The 15,779-nt window shown below is 69.7% G+C and carries 12 protein-coding genes; 4 read left to right on the plus strand and 8 right to left on the minus strand.

The genetic code is table 11. The features are described from left to right. From ABZ576_RS22295 to ABZ576_RS22325, 7 genes are all read right to left on the minus strand, one after another. A partial coding sequence (locus ABZ576_RS22295) for an ATP-binding cassette domain-containing protein (RefSeq protein ID WP_360743390.1) occupies window positions 1-461 on the minus strand: 461 nt, incomplete at its 3' end. 29 nt (window positions 462-490) lie between these two features. Continuing rightward, the gene (locus ABZ576_RS22300) at window positions 491-1,555 is read right to left on the minus strand and encodes an ABC transporter ATP-binding protein (RefSeq protein WP_360743394.1); all 1,065 of its coding nucleotides are present in this window, start codon (window positions 1,553-1,555) and stop codon (window positions 491-493) included. A 10-nt stretch (window positions 1,556-1,565) separates the two neighbouring features. Beyond that, window positions 1,566-2,546, minus strand: a complete 981-nt coding sequence (locus ABZ576_RS22305) for an ABC transporter permease (RefSeq protein ID WP_360743397.1) — start codon at window positions 2,544-2,546, stop codon at window positions 1,566-1,568. 84 nt (window positions 2,547-2,630) lie between these two features. Next, complete coding sequence (locus ABZ576_RS22310; protein ID WP_360743851.1) at window positions 2,631-4,439, minus strand: ABC transporter substrate-binding protein; 1,809 nt, start codon at window positions 4,437-4,439, stop codon at window positions 2,631-2,633. 75 nt (window positions 4,440-4,514) lie between these two features. Continuing rightward, window positions 4,515-5,549 (minus strand): ABC transporter permease, encoded by a 1,035-nt coding sequence (locus ABZ576_RS22315; protein ID WP_360743400.1) that lies wholly within the window; start codon window positions 5,547-5,549, stop codon window positions 4,515-4,517. A gap of 564 nt (window positions 5,550-6,113) precedes the next feature. Beyond that, a complete protein-coding gene (gene typA, locus ABZ576_RS22320) occupies window positions 6,114-8,030 on the minus strand; it encodes a translational GTPase TypA (RefSeq protein WP_360743403.1) in 1,917 nt (638 codons plus the stop codon). A gap of 132 nt (window positions 8,031-8,162) precedes the next feature. Next, window positions 8,163-10,430, minus strand: a complete 2,268-nt coding sequence (locus tag ABZ576_RS22325; RefSeq protein WP_360743406.1) for an ABC transporter substrate-binding protein — start codon at window positions 10,428-10,430, stop codon at window positions 8,163-8,165. Between the two features lie 316 nt (window positions 10,431-10,746). Here ABZ576_RS22325 and ABZ576_RS22330 point away from each other — a divergent pair, with 316 nt between their 5' ends. Genes ABZ576_RS22330 through ABZ576_RS22345 form a run of 4 tightly spaced genes read left to right on the plus strand, consistent with a single transcriptional unit; the run spans window position 10,747 to window position 14,625 of the window. After that, window positions 10,747-11,037 carry a hypothetical protein gene (locus ABZ576_RS22330; RefSeq protein ID WP_360743409.1) on the plus strand — a complete coding sequence of 97 codons (291 nt, stop codon included), beginning with the start codon at window positions 10,747-10,749 and terminating at the stop codon, window positions 11,035-11,037. A 25-nt stretch (window positions 11,038-11,062) separates the two neighbouring features. Beyond that, a complete protein-coding gene (locus ABZ576_RS22335) occupies window positions 11,063-11,881 on the plus strand; it encodes a hypothetical protein (protein ID WP_360743412.1) in 819 nt (272 codons plus the stop codon). Window positions 11,882-11,905: 24 nt separating this feature from the next. Then, complete coding sequence (locus ABZ576_RS22340; protein ID WP_360743415.1) at window positions 11,906-13,855, plus strand: fumarate reductase/succinate dehydrogenase flavoprotein subunit; 1,950 nt, start codon at window positions 11,906-11,908, stop codon at window positions 13,853-13,855. After that, the gene (locus tag ABZ576_RS22345; protein WP_360743418.1) at window positions 13,852-14,625 is read left to right on the plus strand and encodes a succinate dehydrogenase/fumarate reductase iron-sulfur subunit; all 774 of its coding nucleotides are present in this window, start codon (window positions 13,852-13,854) and stop codon (window positions 14,623-14,625) included. Before ABZ576_RS22340 ends, ABZ576_RS22345 begins: the two co-directional genes overlap by 4 nt. Here the strand turns inward: ABZ576_RS22345 and ABZ576_RS22350 are convergent. Then, window positions 14,603-15,779 (minus strand): hypothetical protein (locus ABZ576_RS22350; protein ID WP_360743421.1); only part of this gene is annotated, 1,177 nt, incomplete at its 5' end. The genes ABZ576_RS22345 and ABZ576_RS22350 overlap by 23 nt on opposite strands.

Here is a 15,779-nt window from a genome sequence, read left to right on the forward strand (position 1 = left end):
CGGACCCGGTTCTCCCGGCCGCCGGCCGGGTTGACGCCGTTGATCTCCATCGGCCCGGAGATGATCTTGCCGACCGTCTGCCGCGGGTTCAGCGACGAGTACGGGTCCTGGAAGATCATCTGGATCTCGGAGCGGATCGGCGCCAGCTGCTTGCGCGTCGCGCGGCTGATGTCCCGGCCGCGGTAGGTGATCGTGCCGCTCGTCGGCTCCATCAGCCGGGTGATCAGCCGGCCCGTGGTCGACTTGCCGCAGCCGGACTCGCCGACCAGGCCGAAGCTCTCGCCGGCGTGCACGGTCAGGTCGATGCCGTCCACGGCCTGGACCGCGCCGACCGTCCGGCGGATCGGGAAGCCGCCCTTGACCGGGAAGTGCTTGGTCAGCCCCGAGACCTCGAGCAGCGGTTCCCCGTCCGCGCCGGCGCTCTGCTCACGCGGGACCGGGAGGACCAGGTCCTCTTTCATGACGGTGTCCTCCTAGGACGACTGACGACCTAGCCCAGTCGGGGCTTGATCTCCTCGATGAAGATGGTCCGCTTCTGGTCGGCGGTGAGATGGCAGGCGGAGGCCCGGTCCGGGGCCAGCGGCGGGCGTTCGGTCACACAGCGGCCCGTACCCCCGACGCGGTCCTGGAAGCCGCAGCGCGGATGGAAACGGCAGCCGGACGGCGGATGGAGCAGCGAGGGCGGCGAACCGGGGATCGGGGACAGCGGCGCGCCGAGGTCGGAGTCGAGGCGGGGCATGGAGTTGAGCAGGCCCCAGGTGTAGGGGTGCCGGGGCGAGCGCAGCACCTCGTCGGTGGTGCCCCGCTCCACCGCGCCGCCCGCGTACATCACCATGATGTCGTCGGCCATGTCGGCGATCACCCCCAGGTCATGGGTGATGAAGATGATGCCCGAGCCGAACTCCTGCTGGAGGTCCTTCAGCAGATCCAGGATCTGCGCCTGGACGGTCACGTCCAGCGCGGTCGTCGGCTCGTCGGCGATGAGCAGGTCGGGGTCGCAGACCAGCGCCATGGCGATCATGGCGCGCTGGCGCATGCCGCCGGAGAACTGGTGCGGGTAGTCCTTCGCCCGTTCCGCGGGGTTCGGGATGCCGACCTTGCCGAGCATCTCCACCGCGCGGTCCCAGGCGTCCTTCTTGGAGGCCCCGTTGTGCTTCATGTACGGCTCGGCGATCTGCCGGCCGACGGTGTAGTACGGGGACAGCGCGGTGAGCGGGTCCTGGAAGATCATGGCGACCTTGTTGCCGCGCAGCTTCTCCAGTTCCGACTCCCGGGCCGTGGTCAGCTCCCGCCCGTCCAGCAGGATCTCGCCCTCGACCGTGGTGAACATCGGGTTGTGCAGGCCGAGGATGGTCAGGTTGGTCACCGACTTGCCCGAGCCGGACTCCCCCACGATGCCGAGCGTCCTGCCTCGCTCCAGGTCGAAGGAGAGCCCGTCCACGGCCCGTACGACGCCGTCCTCGGTCTTGAAACTGACGTGCACGTCCCGGACCGAGAGCAGGGGCCCGGCGCCGGCCGGGGTGGGAGCACCGGCTTCCTTGGTCACAGTGGTCACGACAGTGCTCCTAGGACAGCCGCACGCGCGGGTCGATGAAGGCGTAGGCGGCGTCGACGATGATGTTGAAGAGCAGGATCATGGTGGCGGAGAAGAGCATCACGCCGAGCAGCAGCGGCAGGTCGCTGAAGAACACGGACTGGACGGCGAGCTGGCCGAGGCCGGGCAGGCCGAAGGTGGTCTCGGTGATGATGGCGCCGCCGAGCAGCGAGCCGAGGTCGATGCCGAAGATGGTGACGATGGGGATCAGCGAGCCGCGCCAGGCGTAGCGGAAGAAGACGTACTGCCGGGACATGCCCTTGGCCCGGGCGGTGCGGACGTGTTCCTCCTGGAGCTGTTCGATCATCGAGGACCGGGCCATACGGGTGTACTGCGCGGCGAAGATCGTGGACAGGACCACCCAGGGGATGATCAGGCCGGTGAACCAGCCGACCGGGCCCCCGGTGAACTCGTGGTAGGCGGGCTTGTCGAACCAGTGGGTCTGGTAGACGAGGACGGCGAGCACCAGCGGCCCGAGGAAGTAGATCTGCATCGAGCTGAGCACCATCGCGCCGCCGGTGGCCACCTTGTCGACCAGCGTGCCGCGCCGCCATGCCGCGAGCAGGCCGGTGCCGAGGCCGACGAGAAGGAAGCAGACGGCTCCGCCGAGGGTGAGCGAGAAGGTGATGGGCAGGCGGTCCATCAGGGTGCCCCAGACCTCCTCGTTGGTGTGGTACGAGTAGCCGAAGCAGGGCGCCGGGCACGGTCCCTGGGCGAACTGGTCGCTGCCGAGGACGAGGTTGTGCAGGAAGGTCCAGTACTGCTCGGGGATGGACTTGTCCAGGCCGAGCACGTGGTGGATGTTGGCGAGGCTGTCGGGGTTGCAGGTCTTGCCGCACATCAGCAGCGCCGGGTCGCGGGGCACTCCGAAGAACAGCAGGAACGCGACGATGCTCAGCAGGAAGAGGATGACGACGGCACCGAGAGTCCGGCGCACGAGGAAGCGCAGCATGGCAGGGGCAGCTCTCTGACGTCGGCGGCCTTGGCGTACCCGGCGCGCCGCCGGTGCGGCGCGCCGGGTACCGGGCGGGGACGGTTACTTGATGTAGAGGCGACGCGGGTCGACGCCGCCGATCACGTCGTCGTAGACCAGGCCGCCGACCTTCGAACCGGCGATCTGGGTCTGCTTGTAGTACGCGGTCGGGACGACGTTGACGACGTCCTTGACCAGGTACTCGTTGAGCTTCTCCCACTCCGCGGCGGACTTCGCCGGGTCGGTGATCTTGTTGATGCGGTCGATCTCCCCGTTGACCTTCGCATCGTCGATCTGCGAGTAGTTCTGCGCGCCCTCGGCGATCTGCCGGCCGTCGTACAGCGGCGGGATCACGGTCGAGGCGGACGGCCAGTCGGCACCCCACGCGGTGTGGAAGATGTCGTAGTTGTTGTCGAGCTTGGAGACCTGGTCGTAGTAGGTCTCGGCCGGGATCTCCTGGCGCTGGACGTCGAAGCCGGCCTTCTTCAGGCCCGCCGCCATGGCGGTGGAGTACTGCTGGCCCTCGGGGGTGTTGATGTAGCCGAAGGTCAGCTTCATGTTGAGCTTGCCGGCCTTCTTCAGCAGCTCCTTGGCCTTCTCCGGGTCACCGGCGGGCTTCTTCTTCTTGCCCCACGGGTCGAAGGCGGCGTCGTAGCCGGAGACGGTCGGCGAGATCAGGCCGCCGGCGACCTCCATGGCGTCGGTGCCGCCGAAGGCGCGGACGAACGGTGTGATCGGCAGGGCGTGGGCGATGGCCTCGCGGACCGTCTTGTCCTTCATGGCCGGGTGGCTCAGGTTGATGTTCATCTGGCCGACGTACGGCATGTAGCCGGAGACCGTACGGGACTTGAGCTTCGGGTCGCGCAGGACCTTGGACAGGTTGCCCGCGTCGACCTGGTTGGTGAAGCTGACGCCGGTCTGGTCGGTCCCGCTGTCGGCGAGCAGCGCCTTGGTGGACGTCTCGTACTGCTGGTTGAACGTGAAGTTGACCTGGTCCAGGTACTGGTGGCGCAGCGGGTCCGTCTTCGGGTCCCAGTTGGTGTTGCGCACCAGCACCATCGACTTGCCGGACTTGAAGGACTGCACCTTGTACGGGCCGGACGCCACCGGTGCCTTGTCGTACTTCTGCTTGGTGTCGCCCTTCTCGGAGACCACCGAGTAGCCCGCCATGGCCAGCGCGTAGGGCAGGTCGGGGTGCGGGGTCTTGAAGTGGAAGACGATCGTCTTCTCGTCCGGGGTCTCCAGGACGGAGTCGGGCAGGTGCTTGCCCTTGTACGGGCCGTCCTTGAGCAGCTTGCGGTAGGTGGCGCCCGGGGTGTCGGCCAGCCACTGCTGGATGTAGCTGGGGCCCTGGTTGATGAACGGCGCGAAGAGCCGCTCGAAGCTGTGCCGCACGTCCTTGGACGTGATCGGGGACCCGTCCTGGAACTTGATGCCGTCCTTGAGGGTGTACTTCCAGGTCTTGCCGCCGTCGGTGGTGGTGCCGGAGTCGGTGGCGAGGTCGCCGACCACCTCGTGCCGGCTGCCGTCGTCGCTGGTGGCCTTGTAGCCGGTGAGGCCCCGGTGGATCAGTTGCGCCAGGCTCATCTCGTCCTGGACGTAGACCTGGCCCGGGTCGAGGTGCGCGAAGCTGTCGCGCTGGAGTACCTGCAAGGTGCCGCCCTGCTTGGCGCCGGCCACGTCGGGCGCGGGCCCGGTGGAGGCGGCTGCGTCGCCGAACTCGATGGACGCCTGCTGGCGCTTGGCGTTCTCCTGCTGCTTCTTCTCGTTGCCGCCGCCCTCGCTGCCGCCCTTGCTGCAACCGGTGAGCACCAGCGCTCCGGCCGCGAGCACGGAGAGTGCGCCGTATGCGTGGCGTCCGCCCCTACTCATCACGAAGATTCCCACCCATCTGTGTGTCACCAGTGCGATCCGTGTGTCACCAGTGCGAAAGAGAACGTGCTTGGGTCAGCGCGCGGTCTTGGGATCGAATGCGTCTCTGACCGAGTCCCCGAGCAGGTTGAACGCGACGACGAAGATGATCATCGAGATGCCGGGGAAGAACATGTAGGTGATGTCGTTCTGCATCACCAGTTCGGTGGACGCCTTGGCGAACATCTGTCCCCAGTCCGGCGTCGGTTCGACGATGCCCACGCCCAGGTAGGACAGGCCCGCCTCGGCGGTCACGAAACCGGGCAGCAGGTACGTCGACTGCACCAGCAGCGGGGTGACGATGTTCGGCAGGATCTCCTTGCGGATGATCCGCCACGGAGAGGCCCCGCTGACCTTGGCCGCCTCGATGAACTCCCGCTCCCGCAGGGCGAGTGCGGTGCCGCGCAGGATGCGGCCGAGGCCCATCCAGCCGAGGAACCACTGGACGAGGATGAGGGCCACCACCCGTACGTAGGTGGGTGTCTCGTCGCGCGGGCTGACGAACAGGGAGACCACGACCGGCATGCTCGCGATGAAGAACAGCTGGGCCGGGAAGGCGAGCAGGAAGTCGATGATCCGGCCGATGAAGTAGTCGGCCTTGCCGCCCAGGTAGCCCGCGGTGACGCCGAGGAGGATGCCGGTCACGACGACCGCGAGGGTGACGGCGACCGAGATCATCAGCGAGGTGCGGATGCCGAACAGGAGCTTGGTGAAGACGTCGTAGCCGTTGCCCGGTTCGAGTCCGAACCAGAACTCGCCGCTGATACCGCCGTTGGGCTGCACCGGGACGCCGGCGCTGTCGAAGAGTTCCGGGCGCTCGTCCGCGTACACGGTGTACGGGTCCTTGCCGTACAGCTTGGAGATGAGCGGGGCGAGCAGGCCGATCAGGAAGAAGAAGCCCACGACGCAGGCCGAGATCACGCCGGTGCGGTCGCGCCTGAAGCGCATCCACATCAGCCGGCCGGGTGACCGGCCTTCGAGCTTGACGGTTTCGTCCTTCGCCCGCGGTCCTGGTTCACCGCCGACGACGACCGAAGTCCCGCCGCCCTCAATGTCGATAGGACTTGTCACGGTTCGTCCGTTTCACAGGTATAGGTGTGAGAGGTACCTGGGTACTCCTAGGACGCGCGAAACCGCAGCCGGACGCGCGTAGTGTTACAGCCGAATCACACCGCTGGAAGCGACGAACCGACCCACCTGATGCTCGTGACACCGCGCATGGGGGTTCCTCCTCATGACTTCACGTGTTCACCGACAGGAGGGGGTTTCCGTCTTCCCTCCGACACCCCTGACGGAGGGTCAGACACCCCCTGGTGCTCGTGAGTCGGCGCTGTCCCCACAGCGCGAGACCCATTGACCCGAGCGCTACGCGGCTAACTATCTGCCATGCGACAGGTGGCGACCACCGTCTTTAAATCTCAATTCAGTCACAGCTGACGCGAACAACTTCCAAAAACTGGACAAACTGTTCGCCGGGAGAAGGCCGCGAAACGGACGTGTTACATGGGTATCGGTCGGAGATCTCCGCAATCCGGACGCCGGACGCCCCGCGGTCGATCATCCACGCGGAAAAACGGGTTGCAAAAAGCCCGGGTGCCCCCATCATGGGTGCACCCGGGCTCAGCCGGCGGTGTGTCAGGAGTGCTTGGCGCGGCTCGCGGAGCGGGCCCGCTCGCGCTGGTCGAGCACGACCTTGCGGATGCGAACGGCCTCCGGGGTCACCTCGACGCACTCGTCGTCGCGGCAGAACTCCAGCGACTGCTCCAGCGACAGCTTGCGCGGCGGCACGATCGCCTCGAACGAGTCGGCCGACGACGACCGCATGTTCGTCAGCTTCTTCTCCTTGGTGATGTTGACGTCCATGTCGTCGGAGCGGGAGTTCTCACCGACGATCATGCCCTCGTACACCTCGGTGCCCGGCTCCACGAAGAGCACGCCGCGCTCCTGCAGGTTGGTCATCGCGAAGGCGGTGACGGCGCCGGAGCGGTCGGCGACCAGGGAGCCGTTGTTGCGGGTCGTGAGGTTGCCGAACCAGGGCTCGAAGCCCTCGTGGATGGAGTGGCCGATACCCGTGCCACGGGTCTGGGTCAGGAACTCGGTCCGGAAGCCGATGAGGCCGCGCGACGGCACGACGAACTCCATGCGGACCCAGCCCGAGCCGTGGTTCGACATGTTGTCCATGCGGCCCTTGCGGACGCCCATGAGCTGCGTGACGGCGCCCATGTGCTCCTCGGGCACGTCGATCGTCATGCGCTCGACCGGCTCGTAGACCTTGCCGTCGACCTCCTTGGTGACCACCTGCGGCTTGCCGACGGTCAGCTCGTAGCCCTCGCGGCGCATCTGCTCGACCAGGATGGCCAGCGCCAGCTCACCACGGCCCTGCACCTCCCAGGCGTCCGGGCGCTCGGTGTCGAGGACCCGCAGCGAGACGTTGCCGATGAGCTCGCGGTCCAGGCGGTCCTTGACCTGGCGGGCGGTGACCTTGCGGTCCTTCACGGCCGCCTTGGCGTCCGCGCCCTTGCCGGTGCCGCCCCGGCCGACCAGCGGCGAGGTGTTCGTACCGATGACCATGGAGATCGCCGGCTCGTCCACCGTGATCAGCGGCAGCGCGACCGGGTTCTCGGGGTCGGCCAGAGTCTCGCCGATCATGATGTCCGGGATACCGGCGACCGCGCAGATGTCACCGGGGCCGGCCTTCTCGGCCGGCTTGCGGGTGAGCGCCTCGGTCATCATCAGCTCGGAGATGCGGACGTTGCTCACCGAGCCGTCGCGCTTGATCCAGGCGACCGTCTGGCCCTTGCGCAGCTCGCCCTGCTCGACGCGGAGCAGCGCGATACGGCCGAGGAAGTTGTCGGCGTCGAGGTTGGTGACGTGGGCCTGGAGCGGCGCGTCCTCGTCGTACGTCGGGGCCGGGATGTGCTCCAGGATGGTGGAGAAGAACGGCTCCAGGCTGTCGCTGTCGGCCGGGACCGTGCCGTTGTCCGGCTTGGTCAGCGAGGCGATGCCGTCACGGCCGCACGCGTAGACGATCGGGAACTCGATCTGCTCCTCGTCCGCGTCCAGGTCGAGGAAGAGGTCGTAGGTCTCGTTGACGACCTCGTCGATCCGGGCGTCCGGGCGGTCCGTCTTGTTGATGCAGAGGATGACGGGCAGCCGGGCCTGGAGCGCCTTGCGCAGCACGAAGCGGGTCTGCGGCAGCGGGCCCTCGGAGGCGTCCACCAGCAGGACGACACCGTCGACCATCGACAGACCGCGCTCGACCTCGCCGCCGAAGTCGGCGTGGCCGGGGGTGTCGATGATGTTGATGGTGATCGGGTCCCCGCCGTCCTTCGGGTGGTACTTGACCGCCGTGTTCTTGGCGAGGATCGTGATGCCCTTCTCACGCTCCAGGTCGTTCGAGTCCATCATGCGGTCGTCCACCGAGTCGAGCTGGTGGGCGGCGAAGGCACCGGCCTGCTTCAGCATGCCGTCGACGATGGTGGTCTTGCCGTGGTCGACGTGGGCGACGATGGCGACGTTGCGAATGTCGTGACGCGTTGCAGTCACAGGCATGGTGTGGCGTTCTCCCGGAGTGTGAGGACTGCCCTGCGCGTACGTCCGTGTCGCGCGGGCCCTGCCGGGCTGGACACGCCACGGCCTCACCCCATGGTACGTGGCCTTTTCAGCCGGGGCTCGCCGGGCGTCTCAGCCCTTGTCCGGACTCGCCGAGACCTTCGCCCCCTTCTTGAGGAATCCCATGTCCTCGTAGACCGGCGTCTGGAAGCCGAAGGCGCCGGCGTTGACCAGGTTCTTCCGGGCCCCGACCAGCTGGGGCCGCTGGTAGAGGGGGATGGAGCCGGCCGCGGCCCAGATCCTCGCGTCGGCCTTCCTGATCAGATCCCGCGCCTCGTCCTCGTCCAGGGTGGTGGCTGCCTCGTCGAAGAGCTGGTCGACCTGGTCCGTACCGACCCGGGTGTAGTTCTGCTCGACGTTCACCGAGCCGTCGGCCGCCGGGACCGGCTTGGCGTAGATGGGCCGGGCGTCCGTGGCCGGGAAGGCGGAGGACGGCCAGGAGTACAGGGCCAGGTCGTACTCGCCGGCGGCGATGTGGTCCCTGAAGTAGCTCTCGTCCGAAACCTTGGTGATCGTCGTGCGGATGCCGACCTGCTCCAGCATCGCGGAGATCCGTTCGGCGACGGAGTTCAGGGTGTCCGAGCCGGGGCCGGAGGGCAGGACGAAGCGGAGCGCGAGCGGCTTGCCGTCCTTGGCGAGCGGTCCGGCCGGCGCGGCGGCCGGGGCGGCCGTGCCCTGCGGGGCGTACGCGCCGGGTGCGCCGCCGTGCTTGCCCTCCTGGGCGACGTCCCGGTCGCCGTGCTCGCGCCCGTCGCCGGCGTCCTCCTGCCGCTCCCCCTTGCCGTCCTGCGAGCCGTCGCGCTCGTCGGCGTGCGAGCCGTCGCGCGAGCCGTCGCGCTTGCCGTCGTGGTGCTCGTCGGGGCCCTTGTCGTCCTCCCCGACGATGTACTCGCCGTCGCTGCCGCCGTGCGAGGCGTCCTCGGAGCCGTCCCCGGAGCGGTGCCCGGAGCCGTGCTCGGGGCCCGCCGCCTTCTCGCCCTTCTTCGGCTCCTGCTTCAGCGGGCCGCCGCGCACCCAGCCGGCGTCGGCGAGCAGCGCCTGCGCCTCCTTGGCGTCCTGGCCGCCGAGCGCGCCGCTGTTGTCGGCGTAGGCCGGCTGACCGGACAGGGCGAGGTGGCTGCCGACCGGGACGGCGGGCAGCCCCAGCGGGGTGAGCACCAGCCGTGCCAGCTCCGCGCGGTCCAGGGCGCGGGCGACCGCCCGGCGGACCCGTTCGTCGGTGAGCGGGCCGGCCGCCCCGTTGAGGGCGAGCTGGGTGTAGACGGGCTCCAGCGACTTGCGCACGTCGACGTCGCGCAGCGCCTGCTGCTGCTCCAGGTAGCGGGTGATGGCCTTGCGCAGCTTCTTCTTGCCGGCGTGCACCTCGTCGGCGTCGAGACCGTGCGCGAGGGCCCAGGAGCGCAGTTTCTTCGCGGAGGTCTTCCCCCCGGCGCCCTGCAGCGGGGTGCTCGTGCCCTTCGCACGGGCCGCCAGGCCGATCCGCTGGGCCTCGCCGGAGTCGATCTCGGCCAGGTCCACGCTGCCGTCGGCGAGCGCGGTGGCCCGCTTGTCGCGGGCCACGGCGTGCAGCACGATCCGGTTCAGCTTGGCGGGCCTGCCCCACCAGCGGGGGTTGCGGGTGAGGACGACGTCCTTGGCGGCGGTGTCGACCTTCTCCACCTTGAAGGGCCCGGCGGTGACCTTCAGCTTGCGGCGGGCGCCGTCGTTGAAGGCGTCCGGGGTGCCCATGACGTCCTTCGGGTACAGCGGGGAGAACAGCGACTTCCAGTCGGCGTAGGGGCGCGAGAAGGTGACCCGGACCTGGAGGTCGCCGGCGCCGCGCTCGATCTTGGCGATCCGGTCGTAGCCGGCGTTGCGGGCGGTCCAGTAGGCGCTGTTCTTCCCGGACAGGGCGCGCCACTGGGCGACGAAGTCGGCGGCGCCGATCTCCCGGCCGTCGCTCCAGACGGCCTGCTGGTTCAGCTTGTACTCCACGACCTGGCGCGGCTCGGTCTCGATCACCTTGGCCGATTCCAGATAGGCGGGATTGGCCACCGGCCGGCCGGCGGCGTCCATCCGGAACATCGAGGGCAGCACGGCCTGGACCACCCGGGTGGTGCCGGCGTCGGCGTCGGCCTGGAAGGTGTTCAGGGTCTCCGGTACGGCGTCGACGGCCCACTTCAGGATGCCGCCGTCGGCGACCTGGTCCCGGGCGACGAGAGCGATGTCCTGCGGCGCGAGCGGGCCGGCGACCTCCTCGTCGGAGCCGCAGCCGGCGAGGAGCGGCACCGCGAGCGCCCCCGCGGTGAGGAAGGTGACCGAGCGCATGACCGCGCGCGGGCCGACGCCGTGGTGGGACATCTCTGCTACCTCCGGGAAGCCGCGGGCTTTATGCTCACATTTGTCGGTATGTGGAGCTGATCACTTTTGGCGGTATATGGAGCTGATCAGATCTATGCGGCCACTGAAGAGGAAAGGATCCGGCAACAGCGGGCGACACGGCGACGACGGTCGGTAAGCCCACCCGTGCGGCGCAAACACACCGGACGATGCACCCGTACGCCTCGGCCAATCGCTGCACATCCCTTCACAGAGGCAGGCGTGAGGCGCAACACTCCAAGGCGCATGAACGTTGCCGCCCATGACCCCGCCGGACCCGCGGAAGCGAGGGCAAGTCATGTCCGTGCACGACGACATCAACGCGATCCAGCGCTGCATCGAGGACCTCAACCGGGCGCTGAGCCGCCTGGAGCACCAGGTGGGCGGAGGCGGCCTGGAGATACGCCGGGTCCGCCTGGACGCCGCCCACCTGAGCGAGAGCGTGGCACTGCTGCGGGAGGCCGCCGCCGCCCCGGCCACGTCGCACCGGCCCGACCTCGTCACCATCTCCGACACGCCCTACGACATCAGCCTGTGGACGGACTCGGACGACGAGGGCCTGGGCGCCCGCGACCGCCGCGCCCCCTGAACCCCCGACCGACCGGAGTCCTGACTTGGCCACTGGTACGGAACCCCCTCGCAGCAGCGGTGTGCGCACCGCCGCGCGCGCCGCGATCGCCGCCCCGCACCTGCGGACCGACCGCTGGTGGCTGGCCCCCGCCTGCACCGCGGCCGGTCTGCTCGCCTTCATCGTCTACTCGACGTGGCGGGCCTTCGCGAACGCGGACTACTACGCGGCGCCCTACGTCTCGCCGTTCTACTCGCCCTGCCTGGCGGAGAACTGCCGGGCCATGCGCGCGGGCCCCAACGCCGACCTCTTCGGCGGCTGGTGGGCGATCTCGCCCGCGGTCATCATCCTGATCTTCCCGCTCGGCTTCCGCCTGACCTGCTACTACTACCGCAAGGCGTACTATCGCGCCTTCTGGGCGTCCCCGCCCGCCTGCGCCGTGGCCGAGCCGCACCGCACGTACACCGGCGAGACCCGCTTCCCGCTGATCCTCCAGAACGTCCACCGGTACTTCTTCTACGCCGCCCTGCTGGTCGCCGGCGTGCTGACGTACGACACCGTGCTGGCCTTCCGCGACGCGCAGTACCGCTGGGGGCACATGGGCCTCGGCACCCTGGTCTTCCTCGCCAACATCGTGCTGATCTGGGCGTACACCCTCTCCTGCCACTCCTGCCGGCACATCGTCGGCGGCAAGCTCAAGCACTTCTCCAGGCACCCCGTGCGCTACCGGGCGTGGCAGTTCGTCGGCCGGCTCAACGCCCGCCACATGCAGCTGGCCTGGGCCTCGCTGCTGAGCGTGGCGCTCGCCGACCTCTACGTCTACCTGGTGGCGTCCGGCGTCTTCGACGATCCGCGCTTCTTCTAGTGATTCCAGTGAGGGACTGAACAGATGTCCGTGGTCGACCGGCAGGAGTGGGACGTCGTCGTGGTCGGTGCCGGCGGCGCCGGGCTGCGCGCCGCGATCGAGGCGCGCGAGCGGGGCGCCCGTACGGCGGTGATCTGCAAGTCGCTGTTCGGCAAGGCGCACACGGTGATGGCCGAGGGCGGCATCGCGGCGGCGATGGCCAACGCCAACGAGCACGACACCTGGCAGGTCCACTTCCGCGACACCATGCGCGGCGGCAAGTTCCTCAACCAGTGGCGGATGGCCGAACTGCACGCGCAGGAGGCCCCGGACCGGGTCTGGGAGCTGGAGACCTGGGGTGCGCTGTTCGACCGCACGAAGGACGGCCGGATCTCCCAGCGGAACTTCGGCGGGCACGAGTACCCGCGGCTGGCCCATGTCGGCGACCGCACGGGGCTCGAACTGATCCGCACGCTCCAGCAGAAGATCGTCGCCCTCCAGCAGGAGGACTTCCGGGAGACCGGTGATTACGAGTCCCGGCTGAAGGTCTTCCAGGAGTGCACGGTCACCCGGGTCCTCAAGGACACCGCGTCCGGCCCGGCCACGGGCCGCGTCTGCGGGGTCTTCGCCTACGAGCGCGAGACCGGCCGCTTCCTCGTCCTGGAGGCCCCCGCCGTGGTCCTCGCGACCGGCGGCATCGGCAAGTCCTTCAAGGTCACCTCGAACTCCTGGGAGTACACCGGCGACGGGCACGCGCTGGCGCTCCTCGCGGGCGCGCCGCTGCTGAACATGGAGTTCGTGCAGTTCCACCCGACCGGCATGGTCTGGCCGCCGTCGGTGAAGGGCATCCTCGTCACCGAGTCCGTGCGCGGCGACGGCGGGGTGCTCAGGAACTCCGAGGGCAGGCGCTTCATGTTCGACTACGTCCCGGACGTCTTCAAGGACAAGTACGCCGAGTCGGAGGAGGAGGCCGACCGGTGGTACGACGACCCGGACCGCAACCGCCGGCCCCCCGAGCTGCTCCCCCGCGACGAGGTGGCACGGGCGATCAACGCCGAGGTGAAGGCGGGCCGGGGCTCGCCGCACGGCGGGGTCTTCCTGGACGTGTCGACCCGGATGCCCGCCGAGGTGATCAAGCGCCGGCTGCCGTCCATGTACCACCAGTTCAAGGAGCTGGCGGACGTCGACATCACGGCCGAGGCCATGGAGGTCGGGCCGACCTGCCACTACGTGATGGGCGGCGTCGCGGTCGACTCCGACACGGCGGCGGCCCGCGGGGTGCCGGGTCTGTACGCGGCCGGCGAGGTCGCCGGCGGCATGCACGGCTCCAACCGGCTCGGCGGCAACTCCCTCTCCGACCTGCTGGTCTTCGGCCGCCGGGCCGGCTGGCACGCGGCGGAGTACGCGCAGCAGCTCACCCAGCGGCGCCCGCCGGTGGACGACGCGCAGGTCGACGCGGCCGCCGCGGAGGCCCTGCGGCCCTTCTCCGCGGAGACGGCGGGCGAGGCGGGCCCGCCGGAGAACCCGTACACCCTGCACCAAGAGCTCCAGCAGGCGATGAACGACCTGGTGGGCATCATCCGCCGCGAGGCCGAGATGGAGCAGGCCCTGCACAAGCTGGCCGAGCTGCGGGCCCGGTCCCGGCGGGCCGGCGTGGAGGGCCACCGCCAGTTCAACCCCGGCTGGCACCTCGCGCTGGACCTGCGGAACATGCTCCTGGTCAGCGAGTGCGTGGCCCGGGCCGCGCTGGAGCGCACCGAGTCGCGCGGCGGGCACACCCGCGAGGACCACCCGACGATGGACCGCGCCTGGCGCAACGTGAACCTGCTCTGCACCCTCGCCGACACCACCGGCGGCCTGGGCGCGGCCGACCCCGCCCGGGGCCAGATCCGTCTCGCCCGCGAGACCACCGACCCCATCCGCCCGGACCTGCTCGCCCTCTTCGAAAAGGAGGAGCTGGTCAAGTACCTCGCCGAAGAGGAGCTGTACGAGTGAGCAGCTACGAGGCCCGCTTCAAGGTGTGGCGGGGCGACGCGCAGGGCGGCGGCCTGAAGGACTTCACGGTCGAGGTGAACGACGGCGAGGTGGTCCTGGACATCGTCCACCGCCTCCAGGCCACCCAGGCACCCGACCTGGCCGTGCGCTGGAACTGCAAGGCGGGCAAGTGCGGTTCGTGCTCGGCGGAGATCAACGGCCGCCCCCGGCTGATGTGCATGACCCGCATGTCGGTCTTCGCGCGCGACGAGACGGTCACCGTCACCCCGCTGCGCGCCTTCCCGGTGGTCCGGGACCTGGTGACGGACGTCGGCTTCAACTACCAGAAGGCGCGGGAGGTGCCGTCCTTCGTACCGCCCGCCGGTCTCGGCCCCGGCGAGTACCGCATGTCCCAGGAGGACGTGGACCGCTCTCAGGAGTTCCGCAAGTGCATCGAGTGCTTCCTGTGCCAGGACACCTGCCACGTGGTGCGCGACCACGAGGAGAACAAGCGGGCGTTCGCGGGCCCGCGCTTCCTGATGCGCGTCGCCGAACTCGACATGCACCCGCTGGACGCGGCCGCCGAGGCCGGTCTGGACCGCGGGCGCAGCGCCCAGGACGAGCACGGCCTGGGCTACTGCAACATCACCAAGTGCTGCACGGAGGTCTGCCCCGAGGGCATCAAGATCACCGACAACGCGCTGATCCCGCTGAAGGAGCGGGCGGTCGACCGCAAGTACGACCCGCTGGTGTGGCTGGGCGCGAAGATCAGGAGGCGGTCGGGGGCGTGAGCGCCCAGTCCTCCCGGTACGCCCGCCAGTCCTCCTCCGTGGCCGCGAAGTCGACGTAGGCGGCGACGCCGAAGCGGGCGCGGCCGGCGTCCGTGCGGCTCAGGCCGAGGCGGACCCCGCGCACGGCGGCGGGCACGGTCTCCGCGTGCGCCCAGTGGCCGAACCGGTTCTCGTGGTAGAAGGGCAGGCCCATCAGCAGGTCGGTGCTCTTCGGCGTGACCTCCAGGGCGAGGCTCGTCTGCTGGGCCACGTAGCCGCCGTACAGGCTTTCGAGCGGCTGCATGGTGTCGTACGACATGACGGCGATCTGGTCCACGCGGCGGGCCACCTGCCCGAAGTACGCCTGCGACCACCACTTGGGGTGGCCGGTGGTCGTGCCCCAGAAGGAGTGGAAGCCGGGCAGCGGGTCGATCTGGTGAGCGGCGACCGAGAGGACCGCGCCCCGCGCGTGGGTGAGCTCGCGCAGGTCGTCGAGGAGCCCGAGGTAGTCGCGGTCGCCCGAGTGCAGGGGCTCCAGGTCGAAGTGCGCGCCCTGGAAGCCGGCGGCGAGGACGGCCCGGGTGGAGGCGAGGACCGCGGTGCGGGTGGCCGGGCGCTCCAGGTGCAGTCCCGTGGGGCCCTCGCTGGCCAGTACGTCGCCGAGCCACGCCTGGACGCGGACGCCGGGCAGTTCCCGGTGGACGGCCTCGACCAGCCAGCGCGCCCTGGGGTACGCCGTCGCGGGGAGCGTGCCGTCGTGTTCCAGGGGGCCGGAGTGGACGTACAGGTCGCGGATGCCGGTGCCGTCGAGGCGGCGGGCGAGGGCCTTGACGTCCCGGTCGGTCTTCCGGCCGTCCACCCAGGCGTGGCCCAGCCAGAGGGCGTCCCGGTGCCGGGTGCGGGTGCCGGGTGCGGGGTCGCCGGTGTAGTTGAGGCGCAGGGCCGTCTCGGCGGTGAGCAGCGGGAGCAGCAGGAGGGCGAGGACGGCGGCGACGACGCGGAGGACCCGCCGCCCGCGGGAGCGGGCCTTCGGCGCTCCGCGGGCCGCCCCGGCCCGCTCCTCTTCGCCTCCGTGTCGATCGGCCCGCGTCTCCTCGGCCTCCTGCCGGTCGGCCCGCGTCTCCTCGGCCCGCGTCTCCTCGGCCCGCGTCTCCTCGGCCCGCGTCTCCTCGGCC

The organism is Streptomyces sp. NPDC013455 (assembly GCF_040632975.1).
Taxonomy (GTDB): Bacteria; Actinomycetota; Actinomycetes; order Streptomycetales; family Streptomycetaceae; genus Streptomyces.

Excerpts from the sequence above, each read along its gene's own strand:
- ABZ576_RS22340 (WP_360743415.1), top strand. The coding sequence starts at position 11,906 with ATGTCCGTGGTCGACCGGCAGGAGTGGGACGTCGTCGTGGTCGGTGCC.
- ABZ576_RS22310 (WP_360743851.1), bottom strand. The coding sequence starts at position 4,439 with ATGAGTAGGGGCGGACGCCACGCATACGGCGCACTCTCCGTGCTCGCG.
- typA (WP_360743403.1), bottom strand. The coding sequence starts at position 8,030 with ATGCCTGTGACTGCAACGCGTCACGACATTCGCAACGTCGCCATCGTC.
- ABZ576_RS22305 (WP_360743397.1), bottom strand. The coding sequence starts at position 2,546 with ATGCTGCGCTTCCTCGTGCGCCGGACTCTCGGTGCCGTCGTCATCCTC.
- ABZ576_RS22330 (WP_360743409.1), top strand. The coding sequence starts at position 10,747 with ATGTCCGTGCACGACGACATCAACGCGATCCAGCGCTGCATCGAGGAC.
- ABZ576_RS22325 (WP_360743406.1), bottom strand. The coding sequence starts at position 10,430 with ATGTCCCACCACGGCGTCGGCCCGCGCGCGGTCATGCGCTCGGTCACC.